Source organism: Acinetobacter sp. YH12100 (assembly GCF_013419135.1).
Classification (GTDB): Bacteria; Pseudomonadota; Gammaproteobacteria; order Pseudomonadales; family Moraxellaceae; genus Acinetobacter; species Acinetobacter pseudolwoffii.
This window is the reverse complement of the sequence record NZ_VPAQ01000009.1, coordinates 17,144-36,661: the sequence shown is the minus strand read 5'-3', so window position 1 is coordinate 36,661 and position 19,518 is coordinate 17,144. Positions and strand designations below refer to the sequence as shown.

Below are 19,518 nucleotides of genomic sequence, written 5' to 3'. Positions count from 1 at the left end.
TATGTCGAATAATATTATCCACGCTTATGCTGCAATGTCAGCAGGTGCTGCACTCGAACCCTATCAATTCGATGCTGGTGAACTACAGCCACATCAGGTCGAAGTCAAAGTAGAATACTGTGGCCTGTGTCATTCTGATATTTCAGTCCTCAATAATGACTGGGGTTCATCCGTTTATCCGGTCGTGGCTGGACACGAGATTATCGGCATCATCACGCAACTGGGTGGCGAAGCCAAAGGCCTGAAAGTGGGACAACGGGTTGGCATTGGCTGGACTGCGGAAAGCTGCCAGTATTGCGATCCGTGTATTTCAGGTCAGCAGGTACTCTGTACTGGCGGCCAAGTGGCGACTATTGTCGGACATGCCGGTGGTTTTGCCGACAAGGTCCGTGCTGGCTGGCAATGGGTCATTCCCCTGCCTGAAGATCTGGATCCTGAAAGTGCCGGCCCTCTGCTCTGTGGCGGCATTACCGTATTCGATCCGATTCTGAAACACCAGATTCAGGCTATTCATCATGTTGGCGTGATCGGGATTGGGGGTCTGGGTCATATCGCAATTAAACTGCTCAAAGCTTGGGGCTGTGAGATTACGGCTTTCACATCAAATCTGGACAAGACCGATGAGCTGAAAGCCATGGGCGCAGATCATGTGGTGAATAGTCGTGATGTTGCTGCCCTAAAGGCACAGCGTGGCAAGTTCGATTTATTGCTGAGTACGGTCAATGTCACCTTGAACTGGCAGGCTTATCTGGCCACTCTGGCACCGAACGGTACAGTACATATGCTCGGTCTCCCTTTAGAACCGATGCAAATTCCGGCGGGCATGCTGATTGGCGGCGCCAAGTCTGTTACCGGCTCTCCAACCGGTTCACCGGCAGCCTTACGTCAGTTACTGCAATTTGCTGCGCGTAAAAATATTGCCCCACAAATTGAAGTCTTCCCGATGTCACAGCTGAATCAGGCCATTGAACATCTGCATTCCGGTAAAGCGCGTTACCGGATTGTACTTAAAGCGGATTTTGAAGCTTAAACTCTGCCTGTTTCAATCTGTCAAAAAGACCCAGCAATTGGGTAATGCCAGTCAATTAAGGAATTGACTGGCATTTTATTTTTTAAATTCATGATCATACTTGATAGGTAGAAAAGTCATCCGCAACTGTTTGAGACATGAGGTGTATTGCACCGCAAGATTAAAAAATGATTATTTCTGCGACAAATTTACTAGTCGATGGTGGCTGACGAGTTTTGCGGATGAGGAGTGTTGCTCCACAAGATGCCTTCCTTGCGAAGCTTCGCTTCTCATTTGGGCGAAACCAAAGTAACAAATGATTTACAAGTATTTGATTTAGAACGTTAAGACTCCGTCGTGAATGACTAAAAAATTAAAGATTTTACTTATAAACTCCTTAACTGATCAGCATTACAGCAATTGGGTCTTTTTTTTATTGCAGGGCTTCAGGCAAAACTGCAAGGCCTGAAGGCTTGGCCAGCTCTGCTTTCATCTTTTGCAACATCTGATACGGCTGCTGCTGTACGAACATATTTACAAAAGTTAAGGGAATCGAGCCTTCCGGATTGGCATAACCATAAGTTGAAACCTTGACCTGATTATTGGCCAGCTTTTGAAAAGTCCAATCCCCTTGATAATCGGTCAAACGTACATAATCCGGGTTTAAAGGATAGGTACTTTGGATGGCTTTATTCTTGATGGTGATCTGGCCATTAGGTTGCTTGATCATCTTGCCCTGCACAATCAGATCACGGTCTTTTAAGGGAAATGGAAAATCCAGCACCATATACAAAGTGAAATCGCCTTTTTTATCATCGCGGGACAAGACCTTGATGCTGCCCATATAGGGTACCCATTGTACCGCCTGCTCGATATCCAGAATCAGCGACACGGCATTTTCAATCGGTGCATGGTAGGTGGTTTCAGCTTTATACAGAAAGACCGGGTTTTGCTGATTCTGATAGGTCCAGACCTTGATATTATTTTTATCAATACTGAGTTTGGGCGTATGCAGCGGCTTTGCCTGCACAATGGCACCAAGCGCCACTGCACAGAGCAGGAAAATCATTTTTTGCATTTTATTATTCGTCTTATTTTAGTTTTAGATCTTTTTTATAAATGATTTTGACTGGATTTTAAACCTGAATATCGTTAAAACCCAGCACGTCTTTCATGTCATATTTACGTGCATCACGGCCGACCACCCAGGCAGCAGCACGTACTGCACCGCTGGCAAAGTTCATGCGGTTGGTGGCTTTATGGGTAATTTCCACACGTTCACCATCAGCAATAAACATGGCGGTATGTTCACCGACGATGTCACCACCACGAATGGTCTGGAAACCAATGCTTTGACGCTCACGCGGACCGGTATGACCTTCGCGGCAGTACACAGCGTCTTCTTTCAGGTCACGGCCTAAAGCATCCGCAATCGCTTCACCCCACATGAGTGCAGTACCCGATGGTGCATCCACTTTATGACGGTGATGCGCTTCAATCACTTCGATATCCACCGTATCGCCAAAGACTTTCGATGCCAGTTCAAGCAGTTTAATCGATACGTTCACACCGACTGAATAATTCGCTGCATAAACCACAGGGGTTTCAGCTGCTGATTCATCTAAATAAGCTTTTTGCTCATCATTCATCCCCGTGGTACCAATCACGATGGCAACACCTGCTTCACGGCAGATTTTCAGATGATTGACGGTCGCTGCTGGCGCAGTGAAATCAATCACGACATCACAGTCTTTGACTACATCGGTAAGGCTACCCACCACCTTGACACCTGTTGCACCAATTCCGGCAAGTTCGCCAGCATCTGCGCCTAAGAGTGTACTTTCAGGGCGTTCTACCGCAGCCGCCAATTGATAACCTGCTTCATGCACAGCCTGAATAAGGATACGCCCCATACGACCGCCTGCACCCAAGATCCCAATGCGTGGTGTAGCTGACATAACATAGTCCTGATGTTGATCCAAAATTGCTCTTACTATAGCAAAACTGTGGAATAACACTAAGATGCATTGCATAAAAATCAATGAAAATATTCAAAGAGTGAAATCACTGATATTGATAAGAGTTTCCATCAGGTCTTTGGAATTATGGGCTAGATATCATCCAGGCCGAGCGATATGGATCAATAGTACGCATGAACCTAACCGTTATCAAAAAGCAGCTTTCAAATCAGATGGAGAACATTCAAGCTTCGGGGGCAGATTAGGATCCTTTCAATTCAGCTCAGCTTATCTCTCACTGAAGCGATGAACCTAAGTCACTTAGGAATGATCTACACAATTTTGAAAATTTTTCCACTTAAGGTACTTTGAAAGCACATCTCAAAACTGGGACGAATATCTTCACCATCTACAGTGATATGTTTTATATTGGAATGAGATTGTGTTTTAGAAAAATGATGATCGACTGTTGCTTGAATAGCGTGTTGAGCCCCAAACTGATCCTTCACACTGATACTTTGTTTAAGCATATCTATACCTTTAATAATAGTTAAAGTGGCAAAATATCCACTAAAAATTTGATGTTTCTTAATTTTATCTTTAAATAACTTTATGATTTAGCTTAAATAATTGATTTAGAGAAGTATAGAATGTACGGCCATCTAAGTTTAAATCTACCTCAACTCCAGATGAAAGAAGAACTCTTTTACCCACTTCAATTCTTTTTAAACCCTGACGTGTATTTTGCATTTTATTGAGAGGAATTAATGAAACAATAATTTCAGTACCATTTTTAGATTTTGCAATTAAATCATTTATTTTTAACAACTTGAATCCTGTTTTTCTAAAGATTTTTCCAATTTGGAAAATAACTTAAAATTAAATTTTGAACGATAAAAAAAGCACTTATTAAGTGCTTTTTTTACTGTTTATTCTTGCTTAGATAGCAACAATATTTACAGCATTCGGTCCTTTTTGACCTTGAGCTACACTGAATTCAACCAGTTGGCCTTCCATTAAGGTTTTAAAACCTGAGCTCGCAATTTCGCTGAAATGAGCAAAAACATCTGGACCTGATTCTTGTTGAATAAAACCAAAACCTTTAGTTTCGTTGAACCACTTTACAGTACCTTTAACAACATTTGAGTTTGACATAATATATCCTACTAATTTTTTAATAATTTTTAGTCAATTTATTGACTGAATATAACTTTGAAATAATAAAGAATGAGACTTAAAATCTGAAAAAAACGAAGGATTATGACTAAAACTGCGATACTTAAAGAAGATTTACCGAAACAAGACTTTTTTCTAGTTAAGTTAACTATACACGAAAAATTTAATTAATCAAGTTTTCTTATATATATATTTATTTTATTTATTAAAAAATGAAATTTTAAAAATTTATAGTGATTTCAACAAGATTAAGCTTTCATTGTCATGATAATAAAATAAGAGTATTCTGCTGTACTGGTAAATTTGATAAGTAATGAATGCGATTATATAGCTCGGTAATAACAATATTGGCCTTTTTAATTTCGGCAATGATGCTTTTTTCTCACTTACAAAATATCTATCACCCTCCAAATTTGGACTCATACTTTCTATTTAGATAGTCAAATATAAAAACAGAAACCGCTTTTTAGGCGGTTTTTATGTTTAAGCGATACCTATCAAACAATAAGATAACTATCAACTAATAAATAGCATCTTCTAATCTAGAGTATCTTATCTACATAATAAAAAAGGACGCCGCAGCGTCCTTTTTTACTTTCACTCAATTAATCAAACAAACGATCAAAGAATGATTTTTTCTTTGGTGATGATTTACTGTCTTCACCATCCATAGTTTCTTGCAGCTCTTTCAACAGTTCACGTTGACGTGCACTTAAATTCACTGGAGTTTCCACTACAATACGGCACAGCAAATCACCTTGCATGCTGGTACGTACCGGTTTAACACCTTTGCCACGTAAGCGGAACAGTTTACCCGTTTGCGTTCCTTCAGGAATTTTCAGGCTTACGCGACCGTCTAGAGTCGGAATCTGAACCTCCTTACCTAAGGCTGCATCGGCGATTGAAACCGGCACATCCATATACAGGTCAGCACCATCACGCTGGAAGATTTCGTGCTCACGCACCACTACTTCGACGTACAAATCACCTGACTGACCATCACGAATCGCTTCACCTTTACCGGTCAAGCGTACGCGGTCGCCATTATCCACACCCGCAGGAATAGTAACTTCTAGTGTTTGCTGACGATCCGACACACCTGAACCATGACATTTATTACATGGGTTCTTGATGATCTTGCCCTGACCGCGACAGGTACTACAAGTTTGCTGCACCGAGAAGAAACCTTGCTGCATACGCACTTGACCGGCACCATGGCAGGTACGGCAGGTTTCTACATCATTTGGATTTTTTGAGCCTTTACCATCACAGGCATCACATGGTGCCGGTGCAGTAAAAGTAATGGTTTTCTTGACGCCCTTGACCGCTTCTTCCAGGGTCAATTCCATCACATAGCGTAAGTCCGAACCACGGCGTGCACGTTGCTGGCCACGACCACCGCCGCCACCGAAAGCACCACCGAAAATATCACCGAACTGGCTGAAAATGTCTTCTGCGCTGAAACCACCACCGAAGCCGCCACCGCCGCCCATACCCCCTTCAAAGGCCTGATGGCCCATACGGTCGTACATGCTGCGCTTTTCACCATCAGACAGTACTTCATAGGCTTCTGCTGCTTCTTTAAATTTATCTTCAGCTTCAGCATTGTCCGGGTTACGGTCTGGATGATATTTCATCGCCAACTTACGGTAGGCTTTTTTGATTTCATCATCACTAGCGGTTTTAGCGACGCCCAAAACCTCATAATAATCACGTTTAGCCATGTCTGGCGATGCTCCTCACGGAATTTTGTTTAATATTCAACTGAGGTCTGAAATTGGGGTCAAACCTGATTTTACAAGGGGAAATATGAAAAAAATTATATGCTTTAGAACACGGCTTTATTTTGAGAGAATTTATGCAGGCCTTTAAACCAGGCATTGAGCAGGAAAATAAAGGCAATAAAGCTGAAAATCACCCCGGTCACGACACAGGCCTTGACCCATAACTGGCTGTCCCAGGCAAAGAAAAACAGCGGAATAAACCACAGCGCAGCAAAGAGCGCCAAAATGGTATAAATCACGATATTTCGCATGATCCACAAGGCCTGCGCCTGTAACCAGACTTCGGCATAATCGACTTGCGTCACTTTACGGGCCAACCAGTAAGCAAAAAGTCCACTAAATAGCGTAAATAAGGCCAAAAACATGAAGACATAAGCCATCGCTACGGAACGTCGCATCTTGGTTAATGTATCTTGAGTCATGTTTGGTTCAACCTCGTTACCGTATTGGCAGCTCGGCCAATGCAGCAATTACTTATTTTTTTAAATTATAAAAATCTCAGGTGCTACTATATTGAAAATTTCCAAATTTCGCACCTGAAATTATGACAAATTTAAACAGAATTTAAACTTTTTTTCACTTTAAACCACTGTGCATATAGTGCAGGCAGGAAAAACAGGGTCAGAAGTGTCGCCACAATTAAACCGCCCATAATGGCCACTGCCATCGGCCCGAAAAAAATACTGCGGGACAAGGGAATCATGGCTAAAACAGCGGCCAGTGCGGTCAAGACAATCGGGCGACAACGGCGGACTGTGGCATTGATAATGGCATCCCATGGGGATTCTCCGGCCTGAATATCCTGCTCGATCTGGTCAATCAGAATCAGGGAATTTCGCATGATCATTCCAGAAAGCGCAATCGTCCCGAGCATGGCCACAAAACCGAAAGGTTTATTGAAAAGTAACAGGAATAACACCACCCCGATAATGCCTAAAGGTGCGGTCAGGAATACAATAAAGGCCCGTGAGATGCTCTTGAGCTGAATCATTAACAGGGTCATCACCACCGCCAGGAATAAAGGCATGCCGGCATTGACCGAGTTCTGGCCACGCGCGGATTCTTCGACCGTGCCGCCGACTTCCAGCAGATAGCCATTCGGCAACTCAGCTCGAAGTTGGTGCAGTGAATCGTATAATTCATTCACCACAGTGGCCGGCTGTAAGGCCGTGCGAATATCGGCACGCACTGTGATGGTCGGTAAACGATTCCGATGCCAGATCAAGCCTTCTTCAAAGCTATATTCAATGTTGGCAAGCTGTGCCAACGGTACCGAAGTACCACGTGACGTCGGTATCGCCAGACTGCTTAAAGAAGCGACATCAACACGTTCAGCCTGCGCACCACGTAAACGGATTTCAATCAGTTCACGCTTTTCCCGATACTGATCAATGCCGGCCCCCAAAATCGAGCTGTTCAGCACATTGGCCAGTTCGCTGCTAGTCACGCCCAACTGACGGGCACGATCCTGATCGATCTCCAGTTTGATGACTTTGCTCGGCTCCCCCCAGTCTAGATGTACATTGGTGGTATTCGGATTATCGCCCACGGTTGCGGCGACTTTCTGCGCCCATTCACGAACCAGTCCCAGATTTTCACCAGAGACCCGGAACTGCAATGGATAACCGACTGGAGGGCCATTTTCCAGCAGGGACACCCGGGTACGGACTTCCGGTAATAACAGCCGAATCTGGTCACTCAAGGATTGACGGATTTCGTTACGATCTTCCAAAGAGGATGCCAGCACCACAAACTGGGCAAAACTGGTTTGCGGCAGCTGCTGATCCAGCGGTAAATAGAAACGCGGAGAACCAATTCCGACATAGGCCACATAGTTATCAATGCCCTGCTGTTTCGACAAAAAGGCTTCAACTTTTTTCACCGCAGCTTCGGTGGCTTTCAGAGAGGCGCCTTCTTCAAGTTTGAGATCCACCAGAATTTCAGCCCGATTCGAGGGCGGGAAAAATTGCTGTGGCACCAGCTTAAACATTAAAATGGAGAGAATAAAAATTCCTACCGTTGCTGTAATCACGGTCTTACGATAGGTCACACAGGTATTTACCCAACGGCGAAAACCTTGATAAAACCGGGTTTGATAAGGGTCATGCTGTTCGCCGGCATGATGCACGACCGGCTGAGGTTCAGGCTGCTTGCGCAAACGCGCCCAAAGGCGCTGATACCACGGCGCTTTTTGTATCAAGTCTTTGTTGAAATTGGGTAGCAGTTTATCACCCAGATAAGGCACAAATAACACCGCGGCAATCCAGGACATCAGCAGTGCAATCGTGACCACCTGAAAAATAGAACGGGTATATTCACCGGTACTCGATGCTGCTGTGGCAATCGGTAAAAATCCGGCGGCGGTAATCAGGGTGCCGGTCAGCATTGGAAAGGCGGTGGTTTTCCAGGTAAAGCCTGCCGCCTCAAGCCGGCTATAGCCCTGCTCCATTTTAATCGCCATCATTTCAATGGCAATAATGGCATCATCGACCAGAAGACCGAGTGCCAGAATCAGGGCACCCAAGGAAATTTTATGCAGGCCGACATCAAATAAATGCATGCCGGCAAAGGTCATGGCCAATACTAGCGGAATCGAAAAGGCCACCACCAGTCCGGTACGAAAACCCAGCGAGAAGAAACTGACCAGCAGCACAATAATTACTGCCTCTGCCAGCACTTTCATAAATTCGTTAATGCTGCGTTTGACTGCCACTGGCTGATCGGAGACTTTTTGCAGCTCCATGCCAAGGGGCAAGGTTTTTTGCAGACGGGAAAATTCCTGTTCCAGATGTTTGCCCAGTGCCAGAATATCGCCGCCTTTGCGCATGGACACGGCAATACCAATGCCATTTTCAGCCATAAAACGCATCCGGGGTTGGGCCGGATCACTAAAGCCGCGATAGATCTCAGCGACATCTCCCAGCTGAATGGTTTTGCCATTTATCAAAAGTGGCAGTTGCTGTAATTCTTCAATACTGTTTAAAGCACCGCTGACCCGAACCTGAATCCGGTCTGAGCCGGTTTCAAAAAAACCGGCATGGGCCATGGCATTTTGCTGCTGCAAAGCCTGCTGAATGGCGCTGACTGGAACTCCGAGCTGGATGACTTTGGTGTTGGAAATCTCAATCCAGATTTTCTGGTCTTGCAGGCCGATTAAATCGACTTTGGCGACATCTTTGACCCGTTGCAGTTGTAGCTGCAAACGGTCAGCGTATTCCTTGAGGGTCGCATAGTCAAAATCTTTACCCTTGAGCACATAAATATTGCCAAAGGTATCGCCGAATTCATCATTAAAGAACGGACCTTGTACCCCTTGTGGCAATTCATGCCGGATATCGCTGACTTTCTTGCGGACGTTATACCAGACATCGGCCACATCTTTCGAAGCCAGAGAATCCTTAGCAATAAAGGTCACCATGGATTCACCCGGACGCGAATAGGCCATGATGCGGTCATACTGACCCGTGGTCATCAGTTCCTTTTCAATCCGATCCGTGACCTGTAGGGATACTTCTTTGGCACTGGCACCCGGCCAATAGGTCTGGATCACCATGACTTTAAAGGTAAAAGGCGGATCTTCACTTTGTGACAGTTTGGAATAAGAGACGATGCCGATCAGACCGAGCAGGATCATAAAATACAGCACCAGACCTTTATTTTTTAAGGCCCATTCCGACAGGTTAAAGTTCATGCTTAACTCCCTGCCTGAATGGTCACAGGACGGTTTTCACGATCAATCGGATTGATTTTTTGCTGGTCACGCAGCAAATGTACGCCGCCAATCACCACATAATCTTCCGCTTTCAGGCCACTGAGTACCGGTACGCTATCGCGACCATAAGCCCCTAAAGTCACCGGGACTTTGTGTACAGTATGATCCGGCTTGACCAGCATCACATAGGCTTGTTGATCTGTGGCTGAGACACTGGACAGCGGTACACTGAGCCTATTGTCCCGGCTGTGCTGAAAAAACACCCGGGCACTTTGTCCGAGCTGGATCTGAGCATTGCCTTCGCGCAGTGAGACTTTGACCCGGAAGGTACGGGACTGATCCGCAGCTGGTGATATTTCACGGACAAAGGCACTAAATTTTTCTTCAGGTTTGGACCATAAAGTCACCGTGGCAGGCTGTCCGACCTTGACCTCTGAAATGGCCTGTTCCGGCACGCCAATCACCACTTCACGCTCACCGGAAATGGCTAACTCATATGCCGCTTGCCCGGCTGCGACCACCTGACCCGTTTCGATATTGCGTGCCGTGATCACGCCATTTTTAGTGGCAATCAGCTGGTTATAAGTGGTCTGGTTTTTGGCAGTATCATAATTGGATTGCGCCTGTTTCAGACTCGACTGTGCAGCTTTATATTGATTATCGATGGCATCATATTGCGAGCGACTCACGGCATTGACCGGTAACAGCTGCTTGAAACGCTGTAGTTCATCCTGAGCAATTTTACTGGCAGACTGCGCGTTTTCCAGCTGGGCACGTGCCGCATTCAGCTGCAACTGGGCATCTTTTACATCCAGTGTGGCCAGCACCTGTCCGACTTTGACTTGGTCCCCGACATCAACGAAGCGCTGGGTCACCTGTCCCGCTACCCGAAAGGCCAGTGCTGTTTGCTGACGCGCCTGCACATCGCCGGCATAACTTTTCAGTTCATGCTGTGAAGTGCTCGGTGTGGTCACCATGACAAAGGGAATTTCCTGTTCTGCGGCGATTGTATCTTTACTGCACCCATTTAAGGTCACACTGCAAAGCATCATCATGCCAGCCAACACGCTGTAAATCCTGCTCATCTTATTCGCTCTTATCTGATCATCTTTTTTCGGGCAAACTATGCTGATATATTGAATTGCTTGTTTTTTAATTAATATACCACCCGGTACACTAATTACAACAGAACCCTCAAAGCAATGACCAAGTTGACTTTTTTTGGAAGAAATTGTGCAAATACCTGTAGGACGACCGAAAGATCTGGAGAAACGCCAACGCATCCTGAGCGCGGCCAAAGCGCTATTTTTAGCGCATGGTTATCATGCCTCCAGCATGAACCAGATTGCCCGTGAAGCAGGGGTGAGCAAACTGACGGTCTATAACCATTTTCAGGACAAGGCGACGCTGTTCAGCTGTGCCATTGAAGATACCTGTGAAGCCATTCTGCATGAGCATCCGCAGGTCTTGCAGCCAAGCAGTGACTTTGCTCAGGAATTTTATCGGGCCTGTTTACGCGCTTTGAATATTATTAGCCTGCCTGAAGCCATCAAACTGGACCTATTACTCATGGAGCTGGCCTCGCAGCAAAGCCCGCTGGCAGAGCAGTTTTATCAGGCCTCGCATGCCAAACTGGAGGCGGTCTGGCATGATTTCTTTGCGCTGGCGCAGCACTACCAGTTTATTCAGGTCGATCGACCCGAGAAACAGACCGAGCTGATCGTGTCCCTATTGACCGGAACACGTCATCAAAAAATCCTGCTCGGACTTACAGCTCCGCCCTCCAGTACAGAACAGCAGCAGATCATTAATCAGGCGATTGAATTGTTTATGCTGAAATATGCCATTGCTGATTAAATTCCTTCTGATCGCTTGAGTGCTGGCGACAGGATACTGGCTAAAATTTGCTAAAAAAACCGCAAAATATCTGCAACTTTTGTCTGTAAAGGACTTGGATTGTCCTACAGTCGCGGTATAGTCAAAGCAAGCATTTAAGGGAATATAAAAATGATTCAACAAATTGATGCACCACTACGCGAAGACGTACGCTTACTGGGTAATTTGCTGGGGGAAACCTTAAAATTACATGCGGGGCAGGATTTGTTTAATCAGATTGAGCAGATTCGTGCTTTATCTAAAGGCGCACGTGATGGACAGGTCGAAGCAGAAAAACAGCTAGAACAATTATTTTTGAGTCTGGAAGATGCGGAAATCCTGCCTCTAACCCGTGCCTTTACCCATTTTTTGAACTTTGCCAATATTGCCGAACAATATCATGTGGTGCGTCGTCGTCGCCAAAGCGAATTCGATGACACGGCAGAATCCCCTAATCCTCTGGTACCGTTATTTGAAAAATTTAAACAGCAGGAGATTTCTGCCGACACGCTGTACCAGCAAATCTGTGAATTAAAAATTGAACTGGTACTGACCGCGCATCCGACAGAAGTCAGCCGCCGCACCCTGATCCAGAAATATGATGGTATCAATAATGCCCTGTCCAAATTCGACCAGCAGAAACTCACGCCGCGTGAACGTCAGGCGGTGTTGGCAGATCTGAAACAGCTGATTAGCTCGGCCTGGCAAACCGATGAAATCCGTCAGCATCGTCCGACCCCGATCGATGAAGCCAAATGGGGCTTTACGACCATTGAACAGACCCTGTGGAATGCAGTCCCGAAATTTATCCGGGAACTAAATGACATGGTCGAACAACAATGCGGCCAGAACCTGCCCTTAAATATTGCACCGGTACGTTTTGCTTCCTGGATGGGTGGTGACCGCGATGGCAACCCGAATGTTACCCATAATGTGACGCAAGAAGTGCTGTGGCTGTCACGCTGGAAAGCTGCCGATCTGTATTTACGCGATATTGAGAACCTGCGCTGGGAACTGTCCATTCAGCAATGTAGTACGGAAATCTCCGAGGCATTGGGTCAGGACCATCCTGAACCCTATCGTGAATATTTACGTGATACCCGTAGCCGCCTGAAAGCGACCCGACACTGGCTGGCAGAAAAGTTAAAGGGCAATGATGCCGATGATAGTTTAGTCATTAAAAGTAAAGATGAGCTATTACAGCCACTATTGACCTGCTATCGCTCCTTAATGCACTGCAATCTGGCCGAAATTGCCAATGGCAGCCTGCTGGACTTTATTTACCGGGTCAACAGCTTTGGGATTGAGTTACTGAAACTGGATATTCGTCAGGAATCAGGTCGTCACCGTCAGGCAATCTCGGCGATTACTGAATATTTAGGGCTGGGAAATTTTGACACCTGGACCGAACAGGCACGTCAAAACTTTTTACTGCAAGAATTGCAAAGCAAACGTCCCTTGCTCCCAAAACATCTGAATGAACCAGCCGGCAGTCTGATTCAGCATCCGGATGTACAGGAAGTCTTTGCCACCATGCGCACCCTGGCAGAACAGCCAAGTGAGTCTCTGGGTGCCTATATTATTTCCATGGCGGAATATCCAAGTGATGTGCTGGCGGTATTGCTTCTACAAAAAGAAGCGGGTATCAAGCACGCATTACGAGTGGTACCGCTGTTTGAAACCCTCAAAGATCTGGACGGTGCAGCCGAGACCATGTCGACCCTGTTCAATATGCATTGGTATAAACAGCATATTCAGGGCAAGCATGAAGTGATGATTGGCTATTCGGATTCAGCCAAGGACGCCGGTTTTATGTCGGCCAACTGGGCACAGTATCGTGCCCAAGAAGAATTGACGGCGATCGCCCAGCAACATGGCGTGCAATTGACCCTGTTCCATGGTCGTGGCGGTTCAATTAGCCGTGGCGGTGCGCCAACCCAGCAGGCACTCTTCTCTCAACCGCCAGGGTCGATTTCAGGTGCGATCCGGGTGACTGAACAGGGCGAAATGATCCGTTTCAAATTCGGTCTGGAAGAAATCGCCCTGCAGAATCTGGAAATTTATACCGCTGCAACACTGGAAGCGACCTTACTCCCGCCACCTGAACCCAAACAGGAATGGCGCGACTTGATGCATCAAATGACCGAGCTATCGGTGCAGGTCTATCGCCAGACCGTCCGGGAAAATCCGTATTTTGTGAAATACCTGCGTACCGTCACGCCAGAACTTGAACTGCAAATGCTGCCACTGGGTTCACGGCCGGCGAAACGTAAAGTCAGTGGTGGGATTGAATCACTGCGAGCGATTCCCTGGGTCTTTGCCTGGACCCAGATTCGCCTGATGTTACCGGCCTGGCTCGGTACCGGTGCTGCATTAAATGCGGTACTGGATCAGGGACAACGCACGGTACTGGATGAGATGCTGGCAGAGTGGCCGTATTTTCAGACCCTGATTGATATGCTGGAAATGGTACTGTCCAAAGCCGATGCCAATGTGGCGCTATATTATGAATCGCATTTGACCCAGGATGAAGATCTTAAAGTTCTGGGAACAGAACTGCGTCAGCGTTTGCAGGATGCTGTACAGACCTTGCTGACGTTAAAGGGTGAATCCAAATTGCTGAGTAGCAACGGCGTTCTGGATCAATCCATGAAAGTCCGTAAACCGTATTTATTGCCACTACATTTGCTGCAAGCCGAGCTGATGAAACGTCGTCGTCTCTATCTGCAACAGCAGCAAGCTGAAAATACCCCGGTGGATCATGCCTTAATGGTCAGCATTGCCGGCATTGCAGCCGGTTTACGTAATACCGGTTAATCCAAACAGACTGTTTAAAAGCACATCTTCGCGATGTGCTTTTTTATTGAGCAGTCAATAGCCAAGAAATATTTTATTTTATATAGTAAATCAGATTTATTTATACATAGCCCTATTGATTATAAGAAATTAATCTACTGATTTCACTTTAGTTTTAACTCAAAATTCTTTTACCACCCGGTAAAATATTAAATAAAGTCATAGAATTAATTTGAACAAAAATTTTGTTTAAGTGATTAAATCTTCTAAAGAACAAGAGTATGATGTGCACAATTTATCTTTCGAGTGCTCATTTTATGTCCAGTTGGTTTCCCAAATGGCGCCCTTATGAGGGCAGCATCGATGCACGCCCAGTAGGTACCGCAGAGTATTTGCCACCCGCACAAACGGTCGTTTTGGGTGTACAACATGCTTTTGCCATGTTTGGCGCGACTGTACTGGCACCTTTTTTAATGGGCTTTGACCCTAACCTGGCCATTTTAATGTCAGGGATTTGTACCATCCTGTTCTTTCTGATTACCGGTGGCCGGGTTCCAAGTTATTTAGGTTCAAGCTTTGCCTTTATTGGGGTGGTCATCGCGGCAACCGGTTATGCCGGTGGTGGTGGACTCAACCCCAATATTGGCGTCGCAGCCGGCGGTATTATTGCCTGTGGTATCTTCTATGCCCTGATGGGTTTTCTGGTCATGGCGACGGGTACCCGCTGGATTGAAAAGCTGATGCCACCGGTGGTGACCGGTGCCGTAGTGATGATCATTGGTCTAAACCTGGCGCCGGTGACGGTAAAAAGCGTGATGGGCAACACCTTTAATATGTGGATGTCTCTGGTTACCGTCATGTGTATGGGCTCAATTGCCGTCTTTACCAAGGGCCTGCTACAACGCCTGCTATTATTGGTGGGGCTGTTATTGGCCTATCTGATCTATTTCGTGCTCAGCAATATTATGGGTTATGGCACTGCAATCAATTTCCTGCCCATTCAGCAAGCCGCCTGGTTCGGGTTACCGACCTTCCACGCACCGACTTTTGAAGTCAATGCCATGTTGATCATTGCACCGATTGCACTGATTTTGGTGGCTGAAAATCTGGGACATATCAAAGCGGTAGGCGCGATGACCGGAGAGAATCTGGATCCGCATATTGGTAAAGCCTTTGTTGCAGATGGTGTTGCAACCACTCTGGCAGGCGGTGTGGGTGCCCCGGGCATGACCACCTATGGTGAAAATATTGGGGTCATGGCCGTAACACGGGTTTATTCGACCATCATTTTTGCAGTGGCTGGTGTCTTTGCGATCTTCCTGGGTTTATCACCCAAGTTTGGGGCGGTGATTCATACCATTCCCACCGCGATTCTGACCGGTGCTTCGATTGTGGTCTTTGGTTTGATTACCATTGCCGGTGCCAAAATCTGGATTGAAAATAAAGTCGATTTCTCGCAAAACAAAAACCTGATGGTGGCTGCAGTGACCATTATTTTAGGTACCGGTGATTTTGCCCTGACATTTGGCAGTTTTAATCTGGGTGGTATTGGTACGGCAACTTTTGCCGCATTAATCCTGAACTGGTTCTTTAGTCTGGCCGATAAAAAATAAAACTCGAAATAAAAGTATTGAGCAGCCGAATGGCTGCTTTTTTTATCTTTGTATTTTGCAACTTTGCGATTAAAGAAATGAAAAGAAGCCCCGCAAGGCTTCTGTTAAAGCACAAGTCTGGTTAAGGGCGAAACTCTTTCAATTCACGTTGAATGAAATAATGAAACATTTCACGATACAGATGTTCAATAAATTCCTGATCGACGCCCTGCTGCTGCGCCAGTGCTCTGACATGTTCTACAATCTGCTCCATACGTTCCGGTGACTGTAAATCGGTTTCAGTTTTTTTAAAACGGGTGGTTTGATCAACATAAAATTGACGCGCAGCGATCAGCTCAACTAAAGCTGTATCAATGGCATCGATCTGTTGACGTGCATGTTCTAGTGATTCAGCTTTGATCTTTTCCATGTTTTTTCAATTCACTTTCAGTTTGATTATTACTCTTATACTTTTCTTCTAACACATTACTGAAAATACTTTCAATCATCCAGACCCGATATAAGCTATTAAATGTATAACTTTGATCATCGATACGCAGTTCCAGTACCGGAAAGTTCGGCTGCGACTTCATTTCACAGAGCATATCATTGTCCTGCAACTTGGCCAGAATATCGTCCTGGCTCAGCTCGGCAATGTTGAGTTGCTGCTGCATACGCTGGAAATGCGGTGCATAGGACAAGTCTTGACCACGGGTCCAGACAGCTTGCAAGATCTGATACATGGCCTCAATGCGCTGTTCTTCAGGACAGCTATAAAATAACTGCGCCATGGGGGCAATCGCCTGTTCAGTCGGACGGCAGAACGGGGTAAATTCGACCTCAGTCCGTTTCGACAAACGCGTGGCCAGACTCCAGTCAAACTCATCCCGGCCACGGTAAGACAAAGGATAGACCTTCAGCTGGATATTATAATAATCCGCCAGTTCTTCTTTGATATAGGCCAGCAACAACCAGGAAATCGGATCTTCCAGCGCAATATATAAATCCAGTTCCGGGTCCATCGACTGGATCTCGTTCAGCTCTTCGGCATCACTGATCAGATGCTCACGCCATTCAATATGATTGATCAGGAAAATCGGATTGCCGGTGAGCAGTTTCTGCTGCTCCAGACGCCGAGTCAGACGTAATAGGTCATCCACCGCCTGATACTGGCGGCCTCCCAAATCAAAATAGCTGGCCAGAACCGGGGTCTGGTCAAAAATGCGTTCGGGAAAATCCTGTGGCTGATGATGGCGGCTGGCCATGGCATATAAGGTACGTAATTTTCCGGTCTGCTTTTGCCAGAGCATATGAAATACATCTTCCAGCAGATACAGGAAATCCTGCCCGCGTAGCGGGGTGCGCCGTAAAATCAGTTCCGCCTGTTGCAAGGCTTCAGCGCTTGGCAATTCTGGCGTGTCATGAAAACTGAAACGATGCTGTTTCGACAAGATCTTGGCATCATTAATCGTGTAATGCTGCCATTCATCAAAAGACATCTGATTGGGTGCTTCGGCATGCACACTGGAAATGACGACTTTCAGCGGCTTGAGCTGCGGACTTAAAATTTCTTCAAGCTGCGGTAACTGCTGTACCGCCAGATAGCTGTACACATCATCCAGTCTTAAATGGATACTCAGCCCATCTTGAATAGATAACACCGTTTGACGGATTGGTTTCTGGTAAAACCAACTCGATCGGATTGGATCAAACCAACGGCGTAACAGCGACATGAGATCGGCCTCGACAAGAATGACAGTGCGCAGCTCGACAAAGCTCAATCTGCGCAGAATAATCTATTTTTAAGATCGCAGAGCCAAAGCCCTGCATGGTGTAAAAACTTATATCAAGTCATAAGCAAATGTTCAATGTTTAACAATGGATTAGAGCTCAAGATTCAGGTCAGTGACCGCCCCAGTTTCTGCCCCTGAAGTCAGTTTGGCGAATTTGGCCAATGCACCGTGGGTATAGTTGGGCTGAGGTTTTGCCCAGGCCGCTTGACGTGCGGCAATTTCTTCTTCCGCGACATGCCAGGTCATTTCCCGGGTTTCCGCATTAATCGAGATCTGGTCACCATTTTGTACCAGACCAATCGGGCCGCCATCATAAGCTTCGGGGGTGACATGACCAATCACAAAACCGTGACTGCCACCCGAGAAGCGTCCGTCAGTAATTAAAGCCACCGAAGCGCCTAAGCCCTTCCCGATAATCGCAGAGGTCGGTTTCAGCATTTCTGGCATTCCCGGGCCACCTTTGGGACCAACGCCACGAATCACCACCACTTCACCCGGCTGGACTTCGCCATCCAGAATACCGCGCATGGCGCCCTGCTCACCTTCAAACACGCGAGCTGGGCCAGCAAAATGCAGTCCTTCCTTACCGGTAATTTTGGCGACCGCGCCCTTCGGTGACAGATTGCCTTTTAGAATCACCAGATGTGAGTCTTTTTTCACTGGCGCATCAAAAGGCAGAATAATCTGCTGGCCTTCCGGATAGTCCTGCACATCGGCCAGATTTTCTGCCAGCGTCTTACCTGTGACCGTCAGACATGAGCCATCCAGCATGCCGGCATCCAGCATGCGCTTCATCAGTGGTTGAATGCCGCCAATCGCAATCAGTTCTGACATCAGATATTTACCTGATGGACGCACGTCGGCCACCACCGGAATATCTTTACCAATCCGCACGAAATCATCCAGACTCAATTCCACTCCTGCGGTATGTGCCATGGCTAAAAGATGCAGTACACCATTGGTCGAACCACCCAGCGCAATCAAGACTTTAATCGAGTTTTCAAAGGCGGCTTTGGTCATGATGTCGCGCGGCTTAATATCCAGTCGCAACAGGTTCATCACCGCTTCACCGGCCCGGGCACAGTCAATTTGCTTGTCTTCCGATACCGCTTCCTGTGCCGAAGAGCCCGGCAGGCTCATACCTAAAGCTTCAATCGCAGAGGCCATCGAGTTGGCCGTGTACATACCGCCACACGAACCCGGACCTGGCAAGGAAACCTCTTCAATATGCTTGACCTGAATCGCGTTGATTTCACCTTTGGCATATTGACCCACCGCTTCAAACACTGAAATCATGTCGGTATGACCTTCACCCGGTTTGATGGTTCCGCCATAAATAAACAGCCCCGGACGGTTGAGGCGCGCCAATCCCATGATGCAGCCGGGCATATTTTTGTCACAGCCACCAATGGCAATCACACCATCATAAGCCTGACAGCCGACCACGGTTTCAATCGAATCTGCGATCACTTCCCGTGACAGCAGGGAATATTTCATGCCTTCGGTGCCATTGGAAATGCCATCTGAAATGGTAATGGTATTAAAGATAATGCCCTTGCCACCCGCCGCACTCACGCCCTGCTCTACGGTTCTGGCCAGACCATCAATATGCATATTACAAGGCGTGACATTGGCCCAGGTCGAAGCAATGCCGATAAATGGCCGGTTAAAATCGGCATCCTGAAAACCGGTGGCACGCATCATGGAACGCGCCGGTGCATTTTCAATACCTTCATAAACGGGGGCAGAATGCTCGCGGATATTATCTTTACTCATTATTCTCTTCCTGGGCGATGACCGATTTTAAGCGTCGGTCTTGGACA

At 46.5% G+C, this 19,518-nt stretch carries 16 protein-coding genes; 4 read left to right on the top strand and 12 right to left on the bottom strand.

Features of this window, described 5'->3' with window-relative positions; translation table 11 throughout:
• Position 1 precedes the first annotated feature (1 nt).
• Positions 2 to 1,030, top strand: a complete 1,029-nt coding sequence (locus FTU40_RS07750; RefSeq protein WP_005094772.1) for an NAD(P)-dependent alcohol dehydrogenase — start codon at positions 2 to 4, stop codon at positions 1,028 to 1,030.
• Between the two features lie 412 nt (positions 1,031 to 1,442).
• Here the strand turns inward: FTU40_RS07750 and FTU40_RS07745 are convergent, their stop codons facing one another.
• The 9 genes from FTU40_RS07745 to FTU40_RS07705 form a co-directional block, all read right to left on the bottom strand.
• A complete protein-coding gene (locus FTU40_RS07745) occupies positions 1,443 to 2,087 on the bottom strand; it encodes an START domain-containing protein (RefSeq protein WP_180040379.1) in 645 nt (214 codons plus the stop codon).
• Between the two features lie 58 nt (positions 2,088 to 2,145).
• Positions 2,146 to 2,967 carry a 4-hydroxy-tetrahydrodipicolinate reductase gene (gene dapB / locus FTU40_RS07740; protein WP_005094776.1) on the bottom strand — a complete coding sequence of 274 codons (822 nt, stop codon included), beginning with the start codon at positions 2,965 to 2,967 and terminating at the stop codon, positions 2,146 to 2,148.
• 332 nt (positions 2,968 to 3,299) lie between these two features.
• Complete coding sequence (locus FTU40_RS07735; RefSeq protein ID WP_004280859.1) at positions 3,300 to 3,497, bottom strand: hypothetical protein; 198 nt, start codon at positions 3,495 to 3,497, stop codon at positions 3,300 to 3,302.
• A gap of 70 nt (positions 3,498 to 3,567) precedes the next feature.
• On the bottom strand, positions 3,568 to 3,795 hold the full coding sequence (locus FTU40_RS07730) for a hypothetical protein (protein WP_004647679.1): 228 nt from the start codon (positions 3,793 to 3,795) through the stop codon (positions 3,568 to 3,570).
• 111 nt (positions 3,796 to 3,906) lie between these two features.
• The gene (locus FTU40_RS07725; protein ID WP_004280856.1) at positions 3,907 to 4,122 is read right to left on the bottom strand and encodes a cold-shock protein; all 216 of its coding nucleotides are present in this window, start codon (positions 4,120 to 4,122) and stop codon (positions 3,907 to 3,909) included.
• 626 nt (positions 4,123 to 4,748) lie between these two features.
• A complete protein-coding gene (dnaJ, locus tag FTU40_RS07720; protein ID WP_005094779.1) occupies positions 4,749 to 5,867 on the bottom strand; it encodes a molecular chaperone DnaJ in 1,119 nt (372 codons plus the stop codon).
• A gap of 104 nt (positions 5,868 to 5,971) precedes the next feature.
• Positions 5,972 to 6,349 (bottom strand): hypothetical protein, encoded by a 378-nt coding sequence (locus tag FTU40_RS07715; RefSeq protein WP_071850140.1) that lies wholly within the window; start codon positions 6,347 to 6,349, stop codon positions 5,972 to 5,974.
• A gap of 131 nt (positions 6,350 to 6,480) precedes the next feature.
• The gene (locus tag FTU40_RS07710) at positions 6,481 to 9,618 is read right to left on the bottom strand and encodes an efflux RND transporter permease subunit (RefSeq protein ID WP_180040377.1); all 3,138 of its coding nucleotides are present in this window, start codon (positions 9,616 to 9,618) and stop codon (positions 6,481 to 6,483) included.
• Between the two features lie 2 nt (positions 9,619 to 9,620).
• Positions 9,621 to 10,724 (bottom strand): efflux RND transporter periplasmic adaptor subunit, encoded by a 1,104-nt coding sequence (locus tag FTU40_RS07705; RefSeq protein ID WP_180040375.1) that lies wholly within the window; start codon positions 10,722 to 10,724, stop codon positions 9,621 to 9,623.
• 148 nt (positions 10,725 to 10,872) lie between these two features.
• On the opposite strand from FTU40_RS07705, the gene FTU40_RS07700 reads away from it, so the two are divergent.
• The 3 genes from FTU40_RS07700 (at position 10,873) to FTU40_RS07690 (ending at position 15,923) form a co-directional block, all read left to right on the top strand.
• On the top strand, positions 10,873 to 11,496 hold the full coding sequence (locus FTU40_RS07700) for a TetR/AcrR family transcriptional regulator (protein WP_100535506.1): 624 nt from the start codon (positions 10,873 to 10,875) through the stop codon (positions 11,494 to 11,496).
• 150 nt (positions 11,497 to 11,646) lie between these two features.
• Positions 11,647 to 14,331, top strand: a complete 2,685-nt coding sequence (gene ppc, locus FTU40_RS07695; RefSeq protein WP_180040373.1) for a phosphoenolpyruvate carboxylase — start codon at positions 11,647 to 11,649, stop codon at positions 14,329 to 14,331.
• Positions 14,332 to 14,627: 296 nt separating this feature from the next.
• Entirely contained in the window at positions 14,628 to 15,923 is a 1,296-nt protein-coding gene (locus FTU40_RS07690; protein WP_044109780.1) for a solute carrier family 23 protein, read from the top strand.
• A gap of 121 nt (positions 15,924 to 16,044) precedes the next feature.
• On the opposite strand, the gene FTU40_RS07685 is transcribed toward FTU40_RS07690, so the two are convergent.
• The 3 genes from FTU40_RS07685 to ilvD all read right to left on the bottom strand — a co-directional run bounded on the left by FTU40_RS07685 (position 16,045) and on the right by ilvD (position 19,471).
• Entirely contained in the window at positions 16,045 to 16,332 is a 288-nt protein-coding gene (locus tag FTU40_RS07685) for a chorismate mutase (RefSeq protein WP_005173592.1), read from the bottom strand.
• A complete protein-coding gene (locus FTU40_RS07680) occupies positions 16,313 to 17,635 on the bottom strand; it encodes a hypothetical protein (protein ID WP_180040371.1) in 1,323 nt (440 codons plus the stop codon). Before FTU40_RS07680 ends, FTU40_RS07685 begins: the two co-directional genes overlap by 20 nt.
• A gap of 150 nt (positions 17,636 to 17,785) precedes the next feature.
• A complete protein-coding gene (gene ilvD, locus FTU40_RS07675) occupies positions 17,786 to 19,471 on the bottom strand; it encodes a dihydroxy-acid dehydratase (RefSeq protein ID WP_180040369.1) in 1,686 nt (561 codons plus the stop codon).
• Between the last annotated feature and the right edge of the window lie 47 nt (positions 19,472 to 19,518).